We start from the raw sequence: 20,785 nt of genomic DNA, 5'->3' as shown, positions 1-20,785 counted from the left end.
GCGAGATCTTACTCTCATGAAACCACAGCGCTCCATTCGTCGCTTCCTGCTCACCGGCATACTGACTCTGGTGGGCGGCAGCCTGGTACTCAGCGCCTTCATTGGCTATCTCGAGGCGAGCCACGAGATGGAGGAGCTGTTTGATGCCCGGTTGGCCCAGTCGTCCCGTATCACCAATCAACTGCTGATCAGTTACATCAATCACACCAAGACGCTGCCTGCCGATGGCACCATCTATGAGGATTGGGAGCAGCGCAATCCGGGCACTCGCCCCCATGAGAAGGGGATGAATCTCAGTGGCGAGGACAGGGATACCACCCCCTATGGCCACGAATTCGAGCGCAACCTCACCTTCCAGCTCATCGACAGTGACGGCGTCATACTGCTGCGCTCCCCCAGCGCCCCCGTGACCCCGATGGTAAAGCTGGCCATCGGCTTCGAGACGATGCATATCGACCGGCATCAGTGGCGCACCTTCACCCTCTATAACGACAAGCAGCAGACCTGGCTCATTGTCGCCGAGCGGGACGACGAACGCGGCGAGCTGGCCAGCAAGATGGCCACCCTCACCATGCTGCCGCTCTTCATCACCCTGCCCTTCCTGCTCGGCCTGCTCTGGTGGCTGATCACTCGCGGTCTCGCACCACTGCGCCAGCTGGTGAAAGCCGTCAGCGAGCGCCACCCCGCCAACCTGGATCCCCTCGACCTCGAACTCCAGGTACAAGAGATCACGCCGCTCACCAACGAGATCAACCGGCTGATGCACACCCTGGCCGACACCCTGGAGCGGGAAAAACAGTTCACCAATGAGGCGGCTCATGAACTGCGAACCCCCCTGGCAGTGCTGCGCATTCATAGCGAGAACGCCCTGGCGGCCCAGGATGAGGCGAGTCGACGCCACTCCCTCGGCAAGATGCTGATCGCCCTGGATCGCAGCGATCGCCTGTTGCGCCAGTTGCTGACCCAGGCCCGCATCGACAATCAGCAGGATCCCGTGCTGGAGCGCGTCGATCTCGGCCAGCTGCTACAGGGCAGCTTGGCCACTCTGGCCCCCCTGGCGTTGCAAAAGGATCAGCAACTCTCCCTCGATGTCGAGGGCCAGACGGAGGTCATGGGGCAGCCCACCCTGCTCGACCTGCTGTTTAGCAATCTCATCGACAATGCCCTGCGCTATACCCAGGCCAAGGGGGAGATAAGCGTGCGAGTCGAGCAACTCGGCAAGCGGGTACGGGTGGAGGTCCGGGACAATGGACCCGGCATTCCGGCCGAGGCCATGGCCCGACTGTGCGAGCGCTTCTTTCGGGTCAACCCCCAGCAGGGAGATGGCGTCGGGCTTGGCATGGCGATAGTGCGCAGCATCGCCGAGCTGCATCGCGCCGAGCTCGATATTCACAATGGCGCCGAGGGGGGCCTGGTGGTCAGGGTGATCCTCGACGGAACCCCATAAAGCCGCGCATCTGGATGTGACGCCGCTCCGACCCGGCAGCAGACGCGCAAGCGGGCTCGGGACACCCCAGGGACACCAAAACAGAGAGGGCCACACCTGCCGGCGTGGCCCTCTTTGCATGGGCAGGGCTGTCATGGAAGAGCAGCCTTGTGGTTGAGGCCGCTCAGGGGCACTCAGGCTGGGTGGTGAACGTCCGCCCTGCATCCACAGGACCCAACTCCGCCAGCAGGCGCCGTCCCAGCAATACCGGGTAAACCATGTTCGCCCGGGATCGCAGGGTGAACTCCTCCTTGTAGAGGGTCTCACCGATACAAATGGACATATGCACCACAGGCCGCTGCTCGGAGCCACCGGCACCACTCACCGTCACGCGGCGCAGCACGGGCCGCTCTATCTCCTGCTTGACCTGCTTGTCTGTCTCCACATCTTTCATATTCAGATTGAAGCGCACCCACTCCTTGCCATCGCGCTCGAAGCGGGTCAGGTTTCGCGCATCCATGGAGGAGGTGAGCGCACCGGTATCCAGCTTGAGTTTGACCGTCACCCCGCTTGGCATGATCACCCCTTTCTCGACCCAGCCATAGACATGGTCGCTGTCGGCCTGGGCCTGCGAGGTGCTCAGCGACAGCGCCAGCAAGCCCCACAGCGCAATGTTCTGATGTTTCATCCTGTCGCTCACCCTCTTTGATCTATGCCGGGCCCCTGCCCGTCATCGGTTCCAGCTTGAAGCTTGATGTTGCCCCCGTCAATGCGGCGCGGTGCATCCGGGATAAGATCGGGAAAGTGGCAGCTATCTTCCGACAAATTCGGACATCTTTCGACAAAATAATGACAACGGGACGAGGCGATGTAAACGGAGGAACTGAGGGAGACGTCGCGGGGGAAAACCCAGGTTGTGACGCCAAAGGCTACCACAAAAGATCTGCCATTATCAGTCTTGTTCCGGAGGGATTTCTGACTAGACTGTTGTAAACCGGAGGCCTCGAAAACCTGCGGTTTTTTTGTGCCTGCCGTTTATCCAGACAGGGCTCCTGGCCCCTCGACCAGGCTCATTAAGGAAATGTCATGCGTATCGAAGAAGACTTGAAGCTCGGTTTCAAAGACGTGCTGTTTCGCCCCAAGCGCTCAACCCTCAAGAGCCGCTCCCAAGTCAGCCTGACCCGTCAGTTCACCTTCAAGCACACCCAGAGCCAGTGGCAGGGGGTGCCCGTCATCGCCGCCAACATGGACACCGTCGGCAGCTTCGCCATGGCGCGCACCCTGGCGGGCTTCGAGATGATGACGGCGGTACACAAGCACTACAGCCTCGCCCAGTGGCAAGCCTTCATCAATGACACGGATCCGGCCCTGCTCGGCCATGTGATGGTCTCCACCGGCACCTCGGAAGAGGACTTTATCAAAACCCGCCAGATCCTCGCCATGTCGGCGGCCCTGCGCTTCATCTGCCTCGATGTGGCCAACGGCTACTCCCAGCACTTCGTCGAGTTCCTGCGCAAGACCCGCGACGCCTGCCCGAACCACGTCATCCTGGCGGGCAACGTGGTCACCGGCGAGATGGTGGAGGAGCTGATCCTCTCCGGCGCCGACATCGTCAAGGTCGGCATAGGCCCGGGCTCGGTCTGCACCACCCGGGTCAAGACCGGGGTCGGCTATCCCCAGCTCTCCGCCATCATTGAGTGCGCCGATGCGGCCCATGGCCTGGGCGGTCAGATCGTCGGTGACGGCGGCTGCGCCTGCCCGGGAGACGTGGCGAAGGCCTTTGGCGGCGGCGCCGACTTCGTGATGCTGGGCGGCATGCTGGCGGCCCACGAGGAGTGCGGCGGCGAGATCGTCGAGTCAGAAGGCAACGCCTTCATGAAGTTCTATGGCATGAGCTCGGCCAGCGCCATGGACAAGCACGCAGGCGGCGTCGCCGACTATCGCGCTTCCGAGGGTAAAACCGTGCTGCTGCCCTATCGCGGCCCGGTCGAGAACACGGTGCGGGACATCCTCGGCGGCGTGCGATCCACCTGCACCTACGTCGGCGCCAGCCAGCTCAAGGAGCTCACCAAGCGCACCACCTTTATCCGGGTGCGCGAACAAGAGAACAACGTCTACGGCAAGGAGTAACGCGCCGCTGACGGTTAGAAGCCAACCCACCGGTGTGCTACCCTGCGCACCGGTTTTTTTGCATCTGGAACCCCGAGCCATGACAAGCCCCCTGCCCCCCTTTGACTGGGACATCTTCTGCACCGTGGTGGACAACTTCGGCGACATAGGCGTCACCTGGCGGCTGGCCCGCCAGCTGGAGCAGGAGGGTCATGGACAGGTACGGCTCTGGGTGGACGATCTGGCCAGCTTCGCCCGCATCTGTCCGGGGCTGGATCCTGCGCTGGATCGCCAGTGGGTTGAGGGGATCCACATCCAGCACTGGCACTATACCCTGCCCGTCGATGTCATCCCGGCCAGGGTCGTGATCGAAGCCTTTGCCTGCGAACTGCCCACGCCTTTCGTACAGGCCATGGCCGAGCAGAGCCCGCCCCCCTGCTGGATCAATCTGGAGTACCTCAGTGCCGAAGCCTGGGTCGAGGATTGCCACGGCCTCGCCTCCCCCCAGCGGGTCGGTAGTCAGAGCCTCAATAAATACTTCTTCTTCCCGGGCTTCACCCCCAGCACCGGCGGCCTGCTGTGCGAGCGCAGACTGATCCAGGCACGGGACGCCTGGCAACAGGATGAGGCCGGACTGGTCGCCTACTGGGCCAGTCTCGGCCTGCCGCCCCAAGGGGAAGATGAGCGGCGCATCAGCCTGTTTGCCTATGAGAGCGAGGCGCTCATCAGCCTGGTCGAGGGTTGGCAGGCCAGCCCAACCCCGGTCACCCTCTTGCTGCCGCTGGGCCGCGCCGTGGCGGACGTGCTGCGGGGCCTGGGCTGTGAGGGCCAGGCCGTGCAGGCCGGTGATCTGTTGCGAGGGGGCAACCTCAGCGTCAAGCTGCTGCCGATGACGGATCAGGCCGGTTATGACCGGCTGCTGTGGAGCTGCGATCTCAACCTGGTGCGCGGCGAAGACTCTTTCGTGCGGGCCCAGTGGGCGGCGCGTCCCTTCCTCTGGCACATCTATCCCCAGGAGGAGCAGGCCCACATGGTCAAGCTGGACGGCTTCCTCGATCATTACCTGGCCGACTTGCCACCCGAGGTCAGTCAATGGCTACGGGCCTTCAACCATGCGCTTAATCAAGGGGATGGCACGAGGGAGCTCTGGGACAAATGGCCGCAATATGACGCTATTTTGCGGCAACATGGGGGAGACTGGTCACAGAAGTTGCTGAGGGATGGGGATCTCCTCACGCGATTGGTGAAATTTCTGGAAAGCCGTATATAATCTGGCGGTTTTTATCCCCTTATACGCACATATTGCACAGGAATTTTTTACATGAAAACCGCACAGGAAATCCGCGCTGGTAACGTCGTCATGATCGGCACCGAGCCGATGGTGGTACAGAAGGCTGAGTTCAACAAATCCGGCCGTAACTCCGCCGTGGTCAAGATGAAGCTGAAGGGCCTGCTCAACGGCAGCGCCACCGAGACCGTCTTCAAGGCTGACGACAAGCTGGACGTGGTTCAGCTGGAGCGTAAAGAGTGCACCTACTCCTACTTCTCCGATCCCCTGTATGTCTTCATGGACACCGAGTACAACCAGCACGATGTCGAGAAAGACAACCTGGGTGATGCCCTGAACTACATGGTTGACGGCATGGAAGACATCTGCGAAGTGACTTTCTACAACGAGAAAGCCATCTCCGTCGAACTGCCGACCACCATAGTCCGCGAAGTCGAGTACACCGAACCGGCCGCCCGTGGCGACACCTCCGGCAAAGTGACCAAGCCTGCCCGCCTGAAGGGCACCACCTACGAGCTGGCCGTTGCCGCCTTCGTAGAGATCGGTGACAAGATCGAAATCGATACCCGCACCGGTGAGTTCAAGCGTCGCGTCAACTGATGTGACGGCTTAGGCCAGTGTTGAAAAAAGCGAGCCTCTGGCTCGCTTTTTTATTGGCCGACCTTCCTCCGCCTGTCTGGCGATCCCAGCCCATGCCCCCCTAATCCCTCGACTCCCCTTCAGGAATGCCCCAGGCCGCCGCTAACAGTAAGACCCGTACCCAGGGTGAGCCAAGAGGGGCCTATGGCCAGAGTATCGCTACCGTTGTTGTTGAGCCTGTGCAGCCTGAGCGGTGGGCCTCTCCTTGCCAGCGAGCTGACCCCGCCCCCTCCGGCGGATCACTGGCAGAGTCGTGACTGGCAAGGTCTGCCCGGCGCCAGTCAGCTGGAGAAACAGACGGTGCTCTTTGCCAAACATGACAGCAACAGCTACCTGGGTCTGGCCATCCTGCTGCCTGACTGGCAGCGCAGTGGTCAGTTGTGGCAACTGACACGCCAGCTGACCCGCGTCGGCTTCGATACCCTGTTGCTGCTGCCCTCCCCAAATCAAACCGAGCTCGATCCCACGGCCGAGAAGAAGCAGCAGGGCATAGATGCCTTTCGCAAACAGTTCGCCGAGCGCATCGTCCAACTCGGTGACGCCAAGTGGCAGGCGGGGGGCTTCAAGCTGCTGCTGGCTCAGGGCACCAGCGCCGCCTGGGTCAGCAACCTCATTGCCAGCGAGCAGCTGCCCGCCCCCGATGCCCTGGTGCTGCTCGACGGCTTCTTCCCCAATTCCCAGAGCAACCAGACCCTGGCCAAGCAGGTCGCCCAAGGCACCATACCCACGCTGGATCTCTATCAGGAGCAGGGGGGGAACTGGCCACTGCAGGCCGCCGAGCAACGCCGTGAGGAGAGTCGGCGCAGTCACAAGCTCAACTACCGCCCCTATGCCCTGATGGAACTCGATGAGGCGCCGGGGCGCATCCAGGGTTGGCTCACTCACCTTGGCTGGCTCTGACGGCTCTGATGCCAGGGGATGAAATAGCGGATCCGGCCCCAGAGCGGGATCTCGCTGCCAAGGGCGATTGGCAGTGGCCCTCCGCCCCCTTTCTTTGGCATCATGGGACTCCATAGCCGGAGGCCCCATGCAGCAGATAGTCTTCCTCGACAGCGATACCCTGGATGCGGGCGTGCGACTGCATCGCCCCGACTTCCCCCATCACTGGTTGAGTTACCCGACCACGACACCGGATCAGGTGGTGCCTCGCCTGCGTAAGGCCAGCATCGCCATCATCAACAAGGTGCGCATCGGCGCCGCCGAACTGGCCGCGTTGCCAGGGCTGCGTTTAATCGCCCTGGCCGCCACCGGCAGCGACAACCTGGATCTGGAGGCGTGCCGCGCCGCCAACGTCGCCGTGTGCAACATCCGCAACTATTCGGGCCCCTCGGTGCCAGAGCATGCCATGGCCCTGATGCTGGCCCTGTCGCGCAACCTGTTCGCCTGGCGCCAATCCCTGCTGGAGGGGCGCTGGCAACAGAGCGGCCAGTTCTGCTTCTTCGATCACCCCATCATGGATCTGCACGGCAAGCGGCTCGGCATCATCGGCAAGGGCACCCTGGGCCAGGCCCTGGGCGAGCGGGCGCTTGGCATCGGCATGGAGGTGCGTTATGCCCAGAGCCAGATAGGCGGTGAGGCAGCCGGCGATCGCCTGCCCCTCGATGAGCTGTTGGCCAGCTCGGATGTGATCAGCCTGCACTGCCCCCTCACCCCCTACACCCGCCACCTCATCGGGGAGCGGGAGCTGGCACTGATGAAACCGACGGCCTTGTTGATCAACGTAGGCCGTGGCGGCCTGGTGGACGAGCAGGCGCTGCTGGAGGCGCTGGGGAACGGCCGACTCGGCGGCGCCGGCTTCGATGTGGCCAGCCAGGAGCCGCCCCCTCCGGATCACCCGCTGATGCGGGCGCTGCAATATCCCAACTTCATCCTGACCCCGCACGTGGCCTGGGCCAGCGAAGAGTCGATGCAGCGCCTGGCCGATCAGCTGATCGACAACATCAACGCCTTTGCCGCCGGGAGACGCCAGCACCGGCTGGTCTGACCCAGGACGCTCAAGGCGAATGAACACGAGGCATATCGGTTCCCACGGAGGGCGACACAGCGGCGATAGTGAAACGGCAGAAAGAGGGGAGGCACCATGCCTCCCCTCTTCTATTGTTCCCGGTAAGAGCCGGGGTCGAGACCAAGCTGCGGCTGCAGCTCGTCTTGTTGCGCCTGTCTTGGCACTTATCTTTACGTTATCCGCACATGGGCGAACTCATGCCTGCAGACACCCTGCGTTTCAACGTGGGGAGACAGGGGGCGGCAGCGGGATCCCCCGCGCCTCCATCACCACCCGCAGTCGATCCGGGTAGTCGGTGATCATGCCGTCGACCCCGTTCTCCAGCATGCGATTCATGGTGCCCTCATCGTCGACCGTCCAGGGGATCACCTTGATGCCCTCGGCATGGGCGGCATCGACCAGATCCGGAGTGGTGTACTCCACATAGCCGGGATCCCCGTAACGTCCCCCCTGGGGATCCCCGTGTACCGGAGAGATGGCATCGGCGCCGAAAGAGGCCACGGCCTGCACCAGATCCCCATTGAAGTCATCGATGTCGAGCCCCCCCAGCCAGGGAGACGCACCCGGCATGCCAACCTGCAGGAACTGCTGACCATTGGTCAAGGCTATGATGGGCAGGCTGGGTTCGAGCTCCCGCGCCAGCATGAGTGAGCCCCAGTCGAAACTCTGTATGGTTGCCTGCCGCATCAGACCGGCGTCACGGATCTCCTTGAGCACCGTCTTGACGAAGATCTCCCGGGGGGCCGTCTCCTCCGGTGCGCCCGCCTCGACCTTGGTCTCGATGTTGAGCAGCACCTGATCGGCCTGGTAGGCGTTCACCAGGGCTAACACCTCTTGCAGGGTCGGCATGGTGGCACCGGGGACCTGCACCTGCTCGGGAAAATCGGCCAGCGGCAGGGAGCCACAATCCAGGGTCTTCACCTGGGCCAGGGTGAGATCCTTGATGTATTTGCCCACGTAGGGGTACAGGGGATCTCCCTCGCTGGCGGGCTGGGTATCCAGACACTTCTTGTCCGAGATCTTGCGATCATGGGTCACAACCGCTATGCCATCCCGGGTGATCTGGGTGTCCATCTCCAGGGTGGTGACCCCCATCTCCAGGGCGTTGGCAAAGGCGGTCAGGGTGCTTTCCGAGACGAGGCCGAGGCCGCCACGATGCGCTTCTAGATCGAAGGCCCTGGGCTCGTTGAACAGGTGTGGTGGGGTATCAAGCTGGGAGGTCGACGCATTATCATGGCAAGCCGAAAGCAACAGGGGAGAAAAGAGCACCAGGCTAAGGAGGCGAGGTGTTGGGATAGACATGAGCATAACCTTGTTGAGTAAGAGGTCCGGCTAAGCTAACTCCTTTATATTTCTAAAAAATTAATATGACTGATGTTGTTACCATTCTCTTGTTCGTCTCTCTTCCAGGGAGGGCGATGGATCAACAGGCCGGACATGCCACGGCCCGCATACCGCAGACAGAATGCAATCAAGCATGCCAGTCTGACAGACTGGCATGCTTGTCACGGATCCTTTGCTCGGCACACGAATGAGATCAGTCGTCGTCATGCCATCCGTGTTTGCGGTGTTTCTTGTAATATTTTTTCTTGTGCTTGTGGTGGTGATAATGGCGATCGTCATGATAGCGACGTCCGTCGTAGCGGCGACCGCCCCTGTCATCATCACGGGATTCGTGACCGTCCCCGGTGCGGGCGCCAATAGCCGAACCACCGGCACCACCTATGCCTGCACCGATCAACTGACCGGTATCACCGCTCAGGCTCTTGCCGATGGCCGCCCCACCCAGGGCCCCCACGGCGCCGCCGATGGCGGCTTCGTTCTTGTTACCGCGATTGGCAGTCGCGGCACCACCTGCCGCGCCCCCCAGGGCCGCGCCAACCAGGGCACCGGTATCACCACCAAGCTGCTTGCCAAGCATGGTCCCCGCCACGCCACCGACACCACCGCCGAGTATGGTATTGACCGTCTCGGAGGCCTGCGCCGGCAGCCAGGCCAACAACAGAGGCCCCAACAACGCCAAGGAACGCAGCGTCTGTCTGTTCATTCCCATGGGATACTCCTGTCCAGCTGATTAATTTTCCCCTGCACTATGATGAGAGTCGGTAACGCGCGCCATAGCCCCTCCCCCTTCCAGACGACAAAGCTTGACTGAGCCTGAATGGGTCATCGTTTAACTCTTTGAATTGTCATGAATAGTTCTCGATAACGCCTGCCAGCTCATCCTGAATCCCCTCCCTGACGTCATTCGTCATCGGTCAACTCCTGTCGGCAAGGGGCCCAGTCGGGCATGACCTGAACCTGCGGGATCTCCAAACGCTATGGATGGATGGGCTAGGAAGAGCTTGATGGCGGCGCTACACTGGCTGCGCACGAGGCCAGCTTGGCCCTTGGGTCCGCCATGCCGTTGAACCACGCATTTTCGTTACGCAAGGAGAGGTTATGAGCAATTCATTTATCGAACTGATGAAAGTACGCCGCACCATCTATGCACTCGGGGACAAGGTTTCCCACAGTCAGGACGCGTTGACCGCCCTCATTCAAGAGGCGGTCAAGCAGAGTCCCTCTTCGTTCAACTCCCAAAGTTCCCGGGTGGTCATTCTCTTTGGTGATCAGCACCACGCCCTCTGGGACCTGACGAAGGAGACGCTGCGCAAACTCGTTCCCACCGAGGCCTTCCCCCAGACGGAAAACAAAATCAACGGCAGTTTCCGTGCAGGGTTTGGCACTGTGCTCTTCTTCGAAGACACCGCCGTCATCAAGGAGCTGCAGCAGAAGTTCGCCCTCTATGCCGACAACTTCCCCATCTGGTCCGAACATGCCACCGGCATAGCCCAGTTTGCAGTCTGGAGCGCCTTGGCCCAGGAAGGCATTGGCGCCTCACTGCAACACTACAACCCGATCATTGACGATCAGGTTCATCAGCGTTGGGAGCTCCCCGCCAGCTGGCTGCTGCGTGCCCAGATGCCCTTTGGCAGCATAGAGCAGCCCGCCGGCGACAAGACCTTTATGGATGATGCCGAGCGCTTCCGCGTCTTTGGTTGAGATCCACCGCCCCCTCCCATGAGGGGGCTCACAACCCATTCTCATCGGACTCTGTGCCCATCCCATGGGCCCCCTTCTGCATCAACCGCTTGCCACTGTCCATCGTCTCCCCAAGCCGATCTCTGCAGCGGCGAACACTCGCTTTGGCAGGATGTGCACTACCACCAGCTGCTGTCAGCGTGCAGGCTGATCGCCAGCCCCCCCTCTTGCTCTGTCACCTTTATCTGCCGCCAATCCCGCACTCGGGCCACCACCGCAGGATCGAGCGCGCGATCTCCACCGATCTGCACGACCCGGCAACCCGCTCTGATAGCACTCTGTATTCCAGCCAGCGCATCCTCAAACACCAGGCAGTCGGCAGGCGCCACTCCCAGGCTCTTGGCCCCCAGCAGATAGGGTTCGGGATCCGGCTTGCCTCTGGCTACCTCGGCGGCACCAATCAGTTGCAGCGGCACCGGCAAACCCGCCGAGGCCAGACGGTGCAAGGCCACCCGGCGGCTGGCCGAGGTCACCAGCGCCCAGCGGGTCATAGGTAGCCCCTGCAAGACGGCGCGACAACCCGCCAGCGGTTCGGCGGCCCCTGTATGCTGGATCTCCATCTCATCGAGCAGGGCTATCTCCCGGGCCAGAACCAGGTCGGGCGCCAGGGCCTGGATCACCTCAAAGGATCGCACCCCATGACAGACGGCCAGGACGGGTTCGGGGTCGAGCCGGTGGCGCCGACACCATAGCCGCCACACCGTCTCCACTTCGGTGGTGGAGTGAACCAGGGTACCGTCCATGTCGAGCAGCAGCGCCGCCGCCTGCAACGTGAGCCCGGTCATGACGGACGTCCCGCCCTGGGGGTGCCCTGAATGCCGGGCAGCTCCCCTATCTCCTGTTCATGGCAGGCCAACGCCTGCCGACTGTTGCCCGCCAGGATCTGCCGGGGATCCAGCACAAACCCCTGCTGCAACAGACTGACTAGCAGCTCTCCCGTCTCCGGGGCCGCCAGGGGCTGAGCGATCACAGTCCCTTCTTTGCGTAATAACAGATACGTTTCTGTGCTCATGGTCTCTTCCCTCTGGGCAGCGTGACGGACAACAGGCCCGTTTCGAGACCATTAGAACAAGGGCAATAGATAATTTATAATCAATAAAACTCAACATTCGATAATCAAACGGAATGAAATTCGACTTCAAACAGCTACAAGCCTTCGTGACCCTGGCCCAGAGCGCCAACTACCGGGAGGCGGCGGCACGCCTCTTCATCACGCAACCGGCCCTGACCAAGCAGATCCAGGGGCTGGAGCTGATGCTGGGGGCCAGCCTGTTCAATCGTGGTCGCCACGGGGCAGCGTTAACCGCCATCGGCGCCCAGTTGCTCGTCCAGGCCCGCGCCCTGGTCGAGCATGGACAGGGATTCGAGCGCCACGCCCTGGCATTGGCCAGCGGCATCGCCGGACGGCTCAATATTGGCTTCGGCCTGTCGAGCTTCGAACTGGCGCCAACGCTGGTCGCTCGCTTTCGCCAGCACGCCCCCGAAGTGCTTGTCCATCTGCGGGACATGCCCTCGGCCGTCCAGCATGAACAACTGCTGTCGGGGCAATTGCAACTCGGCTTCATGCGCCGCCCTCAAGGTGAACAGCTTCACGAGATCCCGTTGCTAACAGATCGACTGGTGCTGGCGGTGCCCACCCAAAGCATTCAGGGTGACGCTACCGGGCTGGATGTGGAGCAGGCGCTGACTCGGCAACCGCTGCTGCAGATGGTGGGGCATCGCTGTCCGGGCCTGAGCCAGCAAATTGCCAGCTTCCTCGGCGCCAATCGACTGACAGGGACCATTCAAGAGGCGGAAGATATTCAGACCCTGGTGGCCCTGGTCGCCGCCGGCATCGGCAATGCGATATTACCGAGGAGTGTCAGCTTCATCGCTGGCCCCAACGTGACCCTCTATCCCCTCTCGGGTCCCCACTCCGCATGGGAGATAAGCCTGGTGTGGAACCCGGGCTTCCATGATCCCATCCGGGATAACTTCTTGAAAATGATGACGACCATGGCACCACAGCGCCCGGGATCACAGTGACGAGATCCGGGGATGCCTGAGTTGCGACCCGGCCAAGCCTGGGTGTATCGTCTGCGACACTGACACTGCCGAGAGGTTTGATATGAGATTGAGATGGCACAACGCCCTGCCCCTGCTCCCCTTGCTGACCCTGGCGGGCTGCGCCCAGCAGGGCCCTGCACCCGTACCAGCCAAGATAGGCATGGCCAATCCGGCCTCGGTCTATTGCACCGAGCAGGATGGCAAGTTAGTCATGGAAGAAGAAGCGGGGGGGACAGTGGGATATTGCCATCTGCCAGATGGCACCGTCATGGAAGAGTGGACCCTCTACCGGGCAGCCCAGCAATCCCAGTAGGTGCAGTTGCCCTCATGCCCACCCGCAAAAACAGAAGGCCGAGCATGAGGATCGGCCTTCTGTTATGAGCGAAAGCCGCCCAGAGGCGTTAGCCTTGCCCCTCCGCCGTTAGCTGTTCGACCTTGATGACCTCGGCGATACGGCTGAGCATCCGCAGGGATGCATGGTGTTCATTGGCATCCGCCGCGGCGCAGGCATCTTCCAAAATGGTGATGCGGTAATCCCTGTCATGGCCATCCCGCGCCGCGGCCTGGATGGCCCAGCTGCTGCTCAGCCCGCACAGGTAGAGGTGTTCGATGCGATTGGCCCGCAGGGCAGGCTCAAGCAGGGTGCCATAGAAGGGACTGACCCTTGGCTTCTCCATCACCAGATCGGTCGGTTGCACATCAAGCTCCGGGTGAAACTCGCACCCCTCGCCATCGAGGCAGAGGGCACCAAAGTCCTGGGCGCGGCCAAACATGGGGGAGCCCTTGGGCTGGACATGATAGTTGGCCTCAAAACCTACCTTGACCTGGATCACCAGCCAACCATGGGCCCGGGCATATTTCAGTGCCTGATTGGCATGAGTGATGGCGTCTTGCTCCTGCACGTGGCGGGCAGAGGCCGCTATCTTGCCATCCGGGTGGGCGAGATCCTTGATGAAATCGATGACCAGCAGTGCCTTGTCTGTCATGGTTGCGTCTCCAAATGTGAACGAGTGACCTACACCAGCCCCAGTGCGTAGCGTAGCGCCATCTCCTTGAGGGGGCCCGCCTTGTCGGCCAGATTGAGCGCCAGATTGCGGGCCAGGCGCAGCGGCCCTATGTCGTTGCTAAAGGCCGCGTAGAAGAGATCCATCCCCGACTGCATCAACATATTGTCCGGGCGCCTGCTTCGCTCATAACGCCTTGCCAAGGCAGGATCTTGCCAATTGTCTCCCGCCGCCTCTAGCAGTTCACTCCAGCAGGCCACGTCCTTGAAGCCGAGGTTGACCCCCTGACCCGCCAGCGGATTGATGGTGTGGGCGGCATCTCCGAGCAGCACCACCCGCCCGGCGTGATAGTCGTTGGCATGACGGCGTACCAGCGGGAAACTGCCCTTGCCGGTCACCCTGAAACCGCCGAGTCGGGTCGGGAAGTGCTGACGCACCTCGGCGGCCAGGGCCTCGTTATCCAGGGCCGACAGAGCCCGGATCCGGGCCGGGCTGTCGTACCAGACCAGAGAGCCATGCTGACCCGGCAGCGGCAGGAAGGCGCGCGGCCCACTCGGGGTGAACTGCTGCCAGGTGATATCTTCCTGCTCGAACTCGGTATCGATATTGATCAGCATGCAGTGCTGGCGATACTCGAAGCGTGACACCCCGATCCCGGCCAGGCGCCGGGTGAGGGACTCGGCACCGTCGCAGGCCAGCACCCAGCTGGCCCGCAACTCGGTACCATCATCGAGCAGCAGGGTGGCGTGATCACCGTTCTGCTGCAGGCTCTGCACCGCCGCCGGGGTATGGGTCTGGATGTTCGCAAAATCCTCGATGCGGCGCAGCAGGGCGAGCTGGATGAGGCGGTTCTCTATGATGTAACCGAGCTGGGGCAGGCCCAGCTCCTCGGCCGAGAAACGGGTCGCGCAACCCGCTTGCTCCCAGGTCTCCAGTCGGCGGTAGGGACACAGCCGCATCTGTTGCAGGTGTTGCCAGGCACCGGCCTTGTCCAGCAGCGCCACCGAGGCCTGGCTGATGGCGGAGACTCGCAAGTCCAATGGCTGTTCTGGGCTGAACGGTTCGGGCAGGCGCGTCTCGATGAGCCGCACCGAGCGCCCCTGACTCGCCAGCAGACAGGCGATGGCGGCGCCCACCATGCCGGCCCCAACGATGATCACATCGGCGTCATTGGGCCGTTGGCTGGGGACATCTAACTTTGCAAACATGGGTGCTTCCTGAAAACGGGCGCCCAGAGGCGCGGCGCCAACCGACGAGGGTGGGCTCTGTGACAAAGGCTTGGCAACCGGCCAAGCGTTGCTGTGGCCATGATACCCCAAGATGCGGTGGCAAGCAGTGACCTGGCTCGCCAGGGCCCGGCCATGGCAACAGGACAAGTTCCATCACGCCAAGCCTGGTGCCAGCTGGATATTAACTGGTCAGCGTCCCCATTGCGGAGTAAAATGCTCGGTCGTTTGACCCTGTCAAATTTTAGAAACAGCCAAAAACCGTCAAGAGTAGCAATGAGCAAGAAACTTCACATCAAGACCTGGGGCTGCCAGATGAACGAGTACGACTCGTCCAAGATGGCCGACCTGTTGGACGCCAGCAATGGCTACACGCTGACCGAAGAGCCCGAGGAGGCAGACGTCCTGCTGCTCAATACCTGCTCCATCCGTGAAAAGGCCCAGGAGAAGGTGTTCCACCAGCTCGGTCGCTGGAAGAAGCTCAAGCTGAAAAAACCGGGACTGGTGATAGGGGTGGGTGGCTGTGTCGCCTCCCAGGAAGGGGAAGCCCTGCGCAGCCGGGCGCCCTATGTGGACATCGTCTTCGGCCCCCAGACCCTGCACCGCCTGCCCGCCATGATCAAGCAGGTCCAGGAGGGGCGCGGTGCCCAGGTGGACATCGCCTTCCCCGAGATCGAGAAGTTCGACAACCTGCCGGAGCCCCGTGCCGAGGGGGTCACCGCCTTCGTCTCCATCATGGAAGGCTGCTCCAAATACTGCTCCTTCTGCGTGGTGCCCTACACCCGCGGCGAGGAGGTGAGCCGCCCGCTCGACGACGTGCTCTACGAAATCGCCCAGCTCGCCCAGCAGGGGGTGCGCGAGGTGAACCTGCTCGGTCAGAACGTCAACGCCTACCGCGGCCCGACCTTCGATGGCAATGACTGCACCTTCGCCGAGCTGCTGCGCCTGGTGGCCGCCATCGACGGCATCGACCGCATTCGCTATACCACCAGCCATCCCATCGAGTTCACCGACGACATCATCGAGGTCTACAAGGACACGCCGGAAGTGGTCAGCTTCCTGCACCTGCCGGTGCAGAGCGGCTCGGATCGCATCCTGACCATGATGAAGCGCCCGCACACTGTGCTGGAGTACAAGTCCAAGATCCGCCGCCTGCGCGCCGCCCGTCCCGACATCACCATGAGTTCCGACTTCATCGTCGGCTTCCCGAACGAGACGGACGAGGATTTCGAGGCCACCATGAAGCTCATCGAGGAGATCAACTTCGACATGAGTTTCAGCTTCATCTACAGCCCGCGCCCCGGCACCCCGGCCGCCGATCTGCCGGACGACGTCGACATGGAGGTGAAGAAGGCCCGCCTCACCCGGCTGCAGAACCAGATCAATCACCAGTCCATGCTCATCGGCCGTGCCATGCTGGGCTCGGTGCAGCGCATCCTGGTGGAGGGGCCCTCCAAGATGGATCCCATGCAGCTCAGTGGCCGTACCGAGAACAACCGGGTGGTCAACTTCGAAGGCCCGCACCGCCTCATCGGCGGCTTCGCCGACGTGGAGATCACCGACGTGCGCCCCTACTCCCTGCGTGGCCGCTTCATCCGCGGCGAGGACGAAATGAATCTGCGCATCGCCACGGCGCCGAGCGAAATCCTGGCTCGCCGCCCGGACAACGTCCCCGATGATCTCGGGGTGGCGGCCTTCAGACCCCATTAATTTTCTCCCCCCTCCCGAGGGCGGGGGGAACAGCCGATACGAGGACACCTTGAGCCGACACATCTCGACCCTGAACCTGCACCTGGAACCCGCCGACAACCTGCGTCTCGCCAACCTGTGCGGCCCCTTTGACGACAACCTCAAGCAGCTGGAGCGCCGTCTCGGCATCGAGATCAGCTACCGTGACAACCACTTCCAGCTGCTCGGCAAGCAGGCCCAGATAGATGCGGCGGCCGCCATCCTCAAGCACCTCTATGTGGAAACCCAGCCCCTCAAGGGGGGCAAGGTGACCGACATCACCCCCGAGATGGTGCACCTGACGGTGCAGGAGTCCCGGGTGCTGGAGCAGGACGATGACGAGGCGCCGAGCCAGCCCTATGGCAAGGAGGTGACGGTCAAGACCAAGCGCGGCCTCATCAAGCCCCGCAGCCCGAACCAGGCCCAGTACATCAGCAACATAGTGCGTCACGACATCAGCTTCGGCATAGGCCCGGCCGGTACCGGCAAGACCTATCTGGCGGTGGCCGCCGCGGTGGATGCCCTGGAGCGCCAGGAGATCCGCCGCATCCTGCTGACCCGCCCGGCGGTGGAAGCCGGTGAGAAGCTCGGCTTCCTGCCCGGGGATCTCTCCCAGAAGGTGGACCCCTACCTGCGCCCCCTCTACGACGCCCTGTTCGAGATGCTGGGCTTCGAGCGCGTCGAGAAGCTGATGGAGCGCAACATCATAGAGGTGGCGCCCCTCGCCTATATGCGCGGAAGAACCTTGAACGATGCCTTTATCATCCTGGACGAAGCCCAGAACACCACCACGGAGCAGATGAAGATGTTCCTGACCCGCATCGGCTTCAACTCCAAGGCGGTGGTCACCGGCGACATCACCCAGGTGGACTTGCCGCGCAGCACCAAATCCGGCCTGCGCCACGCCCTGGAAGTGCTGCAGGGGGTCGATGGCCTGTCGTTCAACTTCTTCGAATCCAAGGACGTGGTGCGCCACCCCGTGGTAGCCCGCATAGTGCAGGCCTACGAGGCGTTCGACGCCCGGCAGGCCGAGTCCGCCACTGCCAAACCCAATAGAGCCAACGCCAAACAAGAGAGCGCCCAATGAGCCTGACCCTGGATCTGCAACTGGCCTCTGAGCAAGAGACGGGGCTGCCGAGTGCAGCCCAGCTGCAAGGCTGGCTGGAAGGCACCATCCTCGGCTTCCAGCCAGAGGCCGAGGTGACGATACGCATCGTCGATGAGGCCGAGAGCCAGCAGCTCAACCACACCTATCGCGGCATGGAGAAGCCCACCAATGTGCTCTCCTTCCCGTTTGAGGCTCCACCAGGCATGGAGCTGCCCCTGCTCGGCGATCTCGTTATCTGTCGTCAGGTGGTGGAGCGCGAGGCCGCAGAGCAAGGTAAAACCCTGGAAGCCCACTGGGCCCATATGGTTGTGCACGGCAGTCTGCATCTGCTAGGTTATGACCATATCGAGGATGAGGAAGCCGAAGAGATGGAAGGGCTTGAGCGCGACATCATGGCCGAGCTCGGTTTCCCAGATCCTTATCAGGACGATATACTCGGTGACGAGCATCACGGCGACTGACGTCAACCCCGTTGACGACGCAGGCCTTCGGGCCTGACCTATTCGGGTCGCTGACCCTTTAATGAGTAATCAAGAGACATCATGACCGACGATCACCCTAGTACCGGCTCGCCGAAGAAAACCTGGCTCGATAAACTCAGCCAACTCTTCCAGGGCGAGCCAAGAGACCGCAATGATTTGGTAGATGTGATTGCCGACGCCGAAGAGCGCGACCTCATCGACCAGGACACCAAGGACATGATTGAAGGTGTGCTCGAAATTGCCGAGCTGCGCGTGCGCGATATCATGATCCCCCGCTCCCAGATGGTGACCATCGAGAAATCCCAATCCGTGGATGAACTGCTGCCGGTCATCATAGAATCTGGTCACTCCCGTTTTCCGGTGATCAACGAAGACAAGGATCATGTGGAGGGCATCTTGCTCGCCAAGGATCTGCTGCCATTCGGTTTTGGCTCTCACCACGCCAGCGAGCCCCTGCAACTCGAAAACATCCTGCGCCCGACCGTGATAGTGCCCGAGAGCAAGCGGGTCGACCGTCTGCTCAAGGAGTTCCGTGAGGAGCGCTACCACATGGCCATAGTGGTGGACGAGTTCGGCGGTGTCTCGGGTCTGGTGACCATAGAAGACATTCTCGAGCTCATCGTCGGCGAGATAGATGACGAGTTCGACGATGACGACAACGAACCCGATGAGATCCGCCGCATCAGCAAGCGGGTCTTCGCGATCAGCGCCCTCACCGAGATAGAAGACTTCAACGACTATTTCGGCACCCAGTTCAGCGATGAAGAGGTGGATACGGTGGGCGGCCTGGTGATGCACGCCTTCAGTCACCTGCCCAAGAAAGGGGAAGAGATAGAGCTCGATGGCTATCTGTTCAAGGTGATGCACGCCGACCGTCGTCGTCTGCAGCAGTTGCAGGTCAGGATCCCCGAAAATCATATCGCGGCACAATCCGAGACCCAGTAAGCCGGCGCACGCCACCCTGGTTGACTGCAAAAAACGCCCCGCACCGCGGGGCGTTTTCATTGGCGATCTGTCAATGCCGAGCCCCCGGGCTCGCCGTTGCCCGCCATTACGGGTTAAGATAGCGGCCAATATCATTGAAGCCCAATTTGAGCCCCAATTACCCGTGAAATCAAAACTCCTGACAAGCCTCTGTGCCTTTGCCTGTGGCGCCCTCGCCGTACTGGCCTTCTCGCCCTTCGGTTACTGGCCCGTGGTTGTCCCCTCCCTGCTTGGCCTCTATGCCCTGCTGGACAAGGCCAACCCCAGGCAAGCCGCCTGGCGCGGTTTTGGTTACGCCATGGGGATGTTCCTGCCGGGGCAGTGGTGGATCCATGTCAGCATGACGGAGTTTGGTGGCATCCCCCTGCCAGCAGCCTTCCTGCTATTGACCGCACTGGCGGCTTATCTGTCCCTCTACCCGACCCTGGCCTGCTGGCTGTTCGCCCGCTTCTTCACCGCCCGCCACTGGAGCCGCTGGCTGCTCGCCTTCCCGGCGCTCTGGCTCATCGCCGACTGGCTGCGCGGCTGGGTGATGACCGGCTACCCCTGGCTCTGGTTTGGCTACAGCCAGATTGATGGCCCCCTCAAGGGTTTTGCCCCCATCCTCGGGGTGCAGGGCATCACCCTCGCGCTATTGCTCTGTACCTCAGCCCTCTGGCTCCTGTGGCAGAGCCGCAAACCGGCCTGGCTGCTGTTGCCGGTCGCCCTGGTCGCCAGCGCCCATGGATTGATGCAGCTCAACTGGGTGACCCGGGGCGAGCCGGTCAAGGTGGCGCTGGTGCAGGGCAACATAGCCCAGTCCCTCAAGTGGGATCCCGAGGCCCTGGTGCCCACCATTCGCACCTATCAGGATCTCAGCCGCGACAACCAGGATGCCGACATCATCATCTGGCCGGAATCCGCCATTCCGGCACTCGAAAAAGAGATGGGCAACTATCTGGAGAGCCTGGACAAGGCGATGAAGATCAATGATACCGCCCTGCTGGCCGGTATCATCAACTACGACACCAAGCAGCAGCGTTTCTATAACGTGGTGCTCGGCATGGGGGTACAGGATGCGGACGGCAAACAGAGCTACCACTATGAGCATGAGAACCGCTTCAACAAGTATCATCTGCTGCCCATTGGCGAATATGTGCCGTTCGAAGATTGGCTGCGCCCCATCGCCCCCTTCTTCAATTTGCCCATGTCCTCCTTCAGCCCAGGGGATGAGGTGCAACCCAATTTGATCGCCAAGGGGTTCAAGCTGGCCGCGGCCATCTGCTACGAGATCATCTTCCCGGAGGAGCTGCGCCGCACCGTCCAGCCGGACACCGACTTCTTGCTGACAGTCTCCAATGACGCCTGGTTTGGCAGCAGCATAGGTCCCTGGCAGCACATGGAGATCGCTCGCATGCGCGCCCTGGAACTGGCTCGCCCGCTGCTGCGTGCCACCAACAACGGCATCACCATCACCACCGAGATCGATGGCAGCATCACAGGCCAGATCCCGCAGTTCGAAGCCAAGGTGCTGCGCAGTGAAGTGCGTCCCGCCCATGGCCAGACTCCCTATCACCGCTTTGGCAGCTGGCCCCTCTACGCGTTCTGCGCCCTGGGGCTGGGGCTGGCCCTGGTGCTGAGACCCCGCGCCCACCCCTGGGCTCGTGAACTGTGATA

General features: G+C 61.9%; 22 protein-coding genes. 14 read left to right on the top strand and 8 right to left on the bottom strand.

Features of this window, described 5'->3' with window-relative positions; translation table 11 throughout:
- Window positions 1-16 precede the first annotated feature (16 nt).
- Window positions 17-1,447 carry an ATP-binding protein gene (locus M2367_RS00495; protein ID WP_042040885.1) on the top strand — a complete coding sequence of 477 codons (1,431 nt, stop codon included), beginning with the start codon at window positions 17-19 and terminating at the stop codon, window positions 1,445-1,447.
- A 163-nt stretch (window positions 1,448-1,610) separates the two neighbouring features.
- On the opposite strand, the gene M2367_RS00490 is transcribed toward M2367_RS00495, so the two are convergent.
- A complete protein-coding gene (locus tag M2367_RS00490; RefSeq protein WP_042040886.1) occupies window positions 1,611-2,114 on the bottom strand; it encodes an ATP-dependent zinc protease in 504 nt (167 codons plus the stop codon).
- Window positions 2,115-2,512: 398 nt separating this feature from the next.
- Here M2367_RS00490 and M2367_RS00485 point away from each other — a divergent pair, with 398 nt between their 5' ends.
- The 4 genes from M2367_RS00485 to M2367_RS00470 all read left to right on the top strand — a co-directional run bounded on the left by M2367_RS00485 (window position 2,513) and on the right by M2367_RS00470 (window position 6,362).
- The gene (locus tag M2367_RS00485) at window positions 2,513-3,556 is read left to right on the top strand and encodes a GMP reductase (RefSeq protein WP_259235479.1); all 1,044 of its coding nucleotides are present in this window, start codon (window positions 2,513-2,515) and stop codon (window positions 3,554-3,556) included.
- Window positions 3,557-3,635: 79 nt separating this feature from the next.
- Window positions 3,636-4,805 carry an elongation factor P maturation arginine rhamnosyltransferase EarP gene (earP, locus tag M2367_RS00480; protein WP_259235478.1) on the top strand — a complete coding sequence of 390 codons (1,170 nt, stop codon included), beginning with the start codon at window positions 3,636-3,638 and terminating at the stop codon, window positions 4,803-4,805.
- Between the two features lie 51 nt (window positions 4,806-4,856).
- Complete coding sequence (gene efp / locus M2367_RS00475; protein WP_042040889.1) at window positions 4,857-5,423, top strand: elongation factor P; 567 nt, start codon at window positions 4,857-4,859, stop codon at window positions 5,421-5,423.
- Between the two features lie 183 nt (window positions 5,424-5,606).
- A complete protein-coding gene (locus tag M2367_RS00470) occupies window positions 5,607-6,362 on the top strand; it encodes an alpha/beta hydrolase family protein (RefSeq protein ID WP_259235477.1) in 756 nt (251 codons plus the stop codon).
- Here the strand turns inward: M2367_RS00470 and M2367_RS00465 are convergent.
- Window positions 6,344-6,466 carry a hypothetical protein gene (locus M2367_RS00465; protein WP_259235476.1) on the bottom strand — a complete coding sequence of 41 codons (123 nt, stop codon included), beginning with the start codon at window positions 6,464-6,466 and terminating at the stop codon, window positions 6,344-6,346. The genes M2367_RS00470 and M2367_RS00465 overlap by 19 nt on opposite strands.
- Window positions 6,467-6,489: 23 nt before the next feature.
- Here M2367_RS00465 and M2367_RS00460 point away from each other — a divergent pair, with 23 nt between their 5' ends.
- Window positions 6,490-7,446 (top strand): D-2-hydroxyacid dehydrogenase, encoded by a 957-nt coding sequence (locus M2367_RS00460; RefSeq protein ID WP_259235475.1) that lies wholly within the window; start codon window positions 6,490-6,492, stop codon window positions 7,444-7,446.
- Window positions 7,447-7,686: 240 nt separating this feature from the next.
- Here the strand turns inward: M2367_RS00460 and M2367_RS00455 are convergent, their stop codons facing one another.
- Window positions 7,687-8,769, bottom strand: a complete 1,083-nt coding sequence (locus tag M2367_RS00455) for a glycerophosphodiester phosphodiesterase (RefSeq protein WP_259235474.1) — start codon at window positions 8,767-8,769, stop codon at window positions 7,687-7,689.
- A 235-nt stretch (window positions 8,770-9,004) separates the two neighbouring features.
- Window positions 9,005-9,520, bottom strand: coding sequence for a YMGG-like glycine zipper-containing protein (locus M2367_RS00450; RefSeq protein WP_042040892.1), 516 nt, complete (start codon window positions 9,518-9,520; stop codon window positions 9,005-9,007).
- 389 nt (window positions 9,521-9,909) lie between these two features.
- Here M2367_RS00450 and M2367_RS00445 point away from each other — a divergent pair, with 389 nt between their 5' ends.
- Window positions 9,910-10,512, top strand: coding sequence for a nitroreductase family protein (locus M2367_RS00445; RefSeq protein ID WP_042040893.1), 603 nt, complete (start codon window positions 9,910-9,912; stop codon window positions 10,510-10,512).
- 158 nt (window positions 10,513-10,670) lie between these two features.
- Here M2367_RS00445 and M2367_RS00440 read toward each other — a convergent pair whose 3' ends face one another.
- Window positions 10,671-11,336, bottom strand: a complete 666-nt coding sequence (locus M2367_RS00440) for an HAD-IA family hydrolase (RefSeq protein ID WP_259235473.1) — start codon at window positions 11,334-11,336, stop codon at window positions 10,671-10,673.
- Window positions 11,333-11,563 (bottom strand): hypothetical protein, encoded by a 231-nt coding sequence (locus M2367_RS00435; RefSeq protein WP_042040895.1) that lies wholly within the window; start codon window positions 11,561-11,563, stop codon window positions 11,333-11,335. Before M2367_RS00435 ends, M2367_RS00440 begins: the two co-directional genes overlap by 4 nt.
- Window positions 11,564-11,676: 113 nt before the next feature.
- Between M2367_RS00435 and M2367_RS00430 the strand changes: the two genes are divergently transcribed.
- Window positions 11,677-12,576, top strand: a complete 900-nt coding sequence (locus tag M2367_RS00430) for a LysR family transcriptional regulator (RefSeq protein ID WP_259235472.1) — start codon at window positions 11,677-11,679, stop codon at window positions 12,574-12,576.
- An 82-nt stretch (window positions 12,577-12,658) separates the two neighbouring features.
- Entirely contained in the window at window positions 12,659-12,910 is a 252-nt protein-coding gene (locus M2367_RS00425; RefSeq protein ID WP_259235471.1) for a DUF333 domain-containing protein, read from the top strand.
- 88 nt (window positions 12,911-12,998) lie between these two features.
- Here M2367_RS00425 and M2367_RS00420 read toward each other — a convergent pair whose 3' ends face one another.
- Together M2367_RS00420 and M2367_RS00415 are read right to left on the bottom strand one after the other, a co-directional pair.
- On the bottom strand, window positions 12,999-13,583 hold the full coding sequence (locus M2367_RS00420; protein ID WP_259235470.1) for a cysteine hydrolase family protein: 585 nt from the start codon (window positions 13,581-13,583) through the stop codon (window positions 12,999-13,001).
- Between the two features lie 29 nt (window positions 13,584-13,612).
- Window positions 13,613-14,809, bottom strand: a complete 1,197-nt coding sequence (locus M2367_RS00415) for an FAD-dependent monooxygenase (RefSeq protein ID WP_259235469.1) — start codon at window positions 14,807-14,809, stop codon at window positions 13,613-13,615.
- A gap of 294 nt (window positions 14,810-15,103) precedes the next feature.
- On the opposite strand from M2367_RS00415, the gene miaB reads away from it, so the two are divergent.
- From miaB to lnt, 5 genes are all read left to right on the top strand, one after another.
- On the top strand, window positions 15,104-16,537 hold the full coding sequence (miaB, locus tag M2367_RS00410; RefSeq protein WP_025326104.1) for a tRNA (N6-isopentenyl adenosine(37)-C2)-methylthiotransferase MiaB: 1,434 nt from the start codon (window positions 15,104-15,106) through the stop codon (window positions 16,535-16,537).
- Between the two features lie 49 nt (window positions 16,538-16,586).
- Complete coding sequence (locus tag M2367_RS00405; RefSeq protein WP_259235468.1) at window positions 16,587-17,642, top strand: PhoH family protein; 1,056 nt, start codon at window positions 16,587-16,589, stop codon at window positions 17,640-17,642.
- On the top strand, window positions 17,639-18,124 hold the full coding sequence (ybeY, locus tag M2367_RS00400) for an rRNA maturation RNase YbeY (protein ID WP_224431133.1): 486 nt from the start codon (window positions 17,639-17,641) through the stop codon (window positions 18,122-18,124). The genes M2367_RS00405 and ybeY overlap by 4 nt, the downstream gene beginning before the upstream one ends.
- Window positions 18,125-18,205: 81 nt before the next feature.
- Window positions 18,206-19,090: a CNNM family magnesium/cobalt transport protein CorC gene (corC, locus tag M2367_RS00395; RefSeq protein ID WP_224431134.1), complete on the top strand. Its 885-nt coding sequence runs from the start codon at window positions 18,206-18,208 to the stop codon at window positions 19,088-19,090.
- Between the two features lie 163 nt (window positions 19,091-19,253).
- Window positions 19,254-20,783 (top strand): apolipoprotein N-acyltransferase, encoded by a 1,530-nt coding sequence (lnt, locus tag M2367_RS00390; protein ID WP_042040904.1) that lies wholly within the window; start codon window positions 19,254-19,256, stop codon window positions 20,781-20,783.
- Window positions 20,784-20,785: the final 2 nt, after the last annotated feature.

This window comes from Aeromonas sp. BIGb0445 (genome assembly GCF_024809075.1).
GTDB lineage: Bacteria > Pseudomonadota > Gammaproteobacteria > Enterobacterales > Aeromonadaceae > Aeromonas > Aeromonas rivuli.
Note: the sequence above shows the minus strand (reverse complement) of the source record. Positions and strands in the feature narration are given on the sequence as shown.

Coding starts and splice junctions, on each gene's coding strand:
- M2367_RS00495 (WP_042040885.1), top strand. CDS start 17: ATGAAACCACAGCGCTCCATTCGTCGCTTCCTGCTCACCGGCATACTG.
- M2367_RS00490 (WP_042040886.1), bottom strand. CDS start 2,114: ATGAAACATCAGAACATTGCGCTGTGGGGCTTGCTGGCGCTGTCGCTG.
- M2367_RS00485 (WP_259235479.1), top strand. CDS start 2,513: ATGCGTATCGAAGAAGACTTGAAGCTCGGTTTCAAAGACGTGCTGTTT.
- earP (WP_259235478.1), top strand. CDS start 3,636: ATGACAAGCCCCCTGCCCCCCTTTGACTGGGACATCTTCTGCACCGTG.
- efp (WP_042040889.1), top strand. CDS start 4,857: ATGAAAACCGCACAGGAAATCCGCGCTGGTAACGTCGTCATGATCGGC.
- M2367_RS00470 (WP_259235477.1), top strand. CDS start 5,607: ATGGCCAGAGTATCGCTACCGTTGTTGTTGAGCCTGTGCAGCCTGAGC.
- M2367_RS00465 (WP_259235476.1), bottom strand. CDS start 6,466: ATGATGCCAAAGAAAGGGGGCGGAGGGCCACTGCCAATCGCCCTTGGC.
- M2367_RS00460 (WP_259235475.1), top strand. CDS start 6,490: ATGCAGCAGATAGTCTTCCTCGACAGCGATACCCTGGATGCGGGCGTG.
- M2367_RS00455 (WP_259235474.1), bottom strand. CDS start 8,769: ATGTCTATCCCAACACCTCGCCTCCTTAGCCTGGTGCTCTTTTCTCCC.
- M2367_RS00450 (WP_042040892.1), bottom strand. CDS start 9,520: ATGGGAATGAACAGACAGACGCTGCGTTCCTTGGCGTTGTTGGGGCCT.
- M2367_RS00445 (WP_042040893.1), top strand. CDS start 9,910: ATGAGCAATTCATTTATCGAACTGATGAAAGTACGCCGCACCATCTAT.
- M2367_RS00440 (WP_259235473.1), bottom strand. CDS start 11,336: ATGACCGGGCTCACGTTGCAGGCGGCGGCGCTGCTGCTCGACATGGAC.
- M2367_RS00435 (WP_042040895.1), bottom strand. CDS start 11,563: ATGAGCACAGAAACGTATCTGTTATTACGCAAAGAAGGGACTGTGATC.
- M2367_RS00430 (WP_259235472.1), top strand. CDS start 11,677: ATGAAATTCGACTTCAAACAGCTACAAGCCTTCGTGACCCTGGCCCAG.
- M2367_RS00425 (WP_259235471.1), top strand. CDS start 12,659: ATGAGATTGAGATGGCACAACGCCCTGCCCCTGCTCCCCTTGCTGACC.
- M2367_RS00420 (WP_259235470.1), bottom strand. CDS start 13,583: ATGACAGACAAGGCACTGCTGGTCATCGATTTCATCAAGGATCTCGCC.
- M2367_RS00415 (WP_259235469.1), bottom strand. CDS start 14,809: ATGTTTGCAAAGTTAGATGTCCCCAGCCAACGGCCCAATGACGCCGAT.
- miaB (WP_025326104.1), top strand. CDS start 15,104: ATGAGCAAGAAACTTCACATCAAGACCTGGGGCTGCCAGATGAACGAG.
- ybeY (WP_224431133.1), top strand. CDS start 17,639: ATGAGCCTGACCCTGGATCTGCAACTGGCCTCTGAGCAAGAGACGGGG.
- corC (WP_224431134.1), top strand. CDS start 18,206: ATGACCGACGATCACCCTAGTACCGGCTCGCCGAAGAAAACCTGGCTC.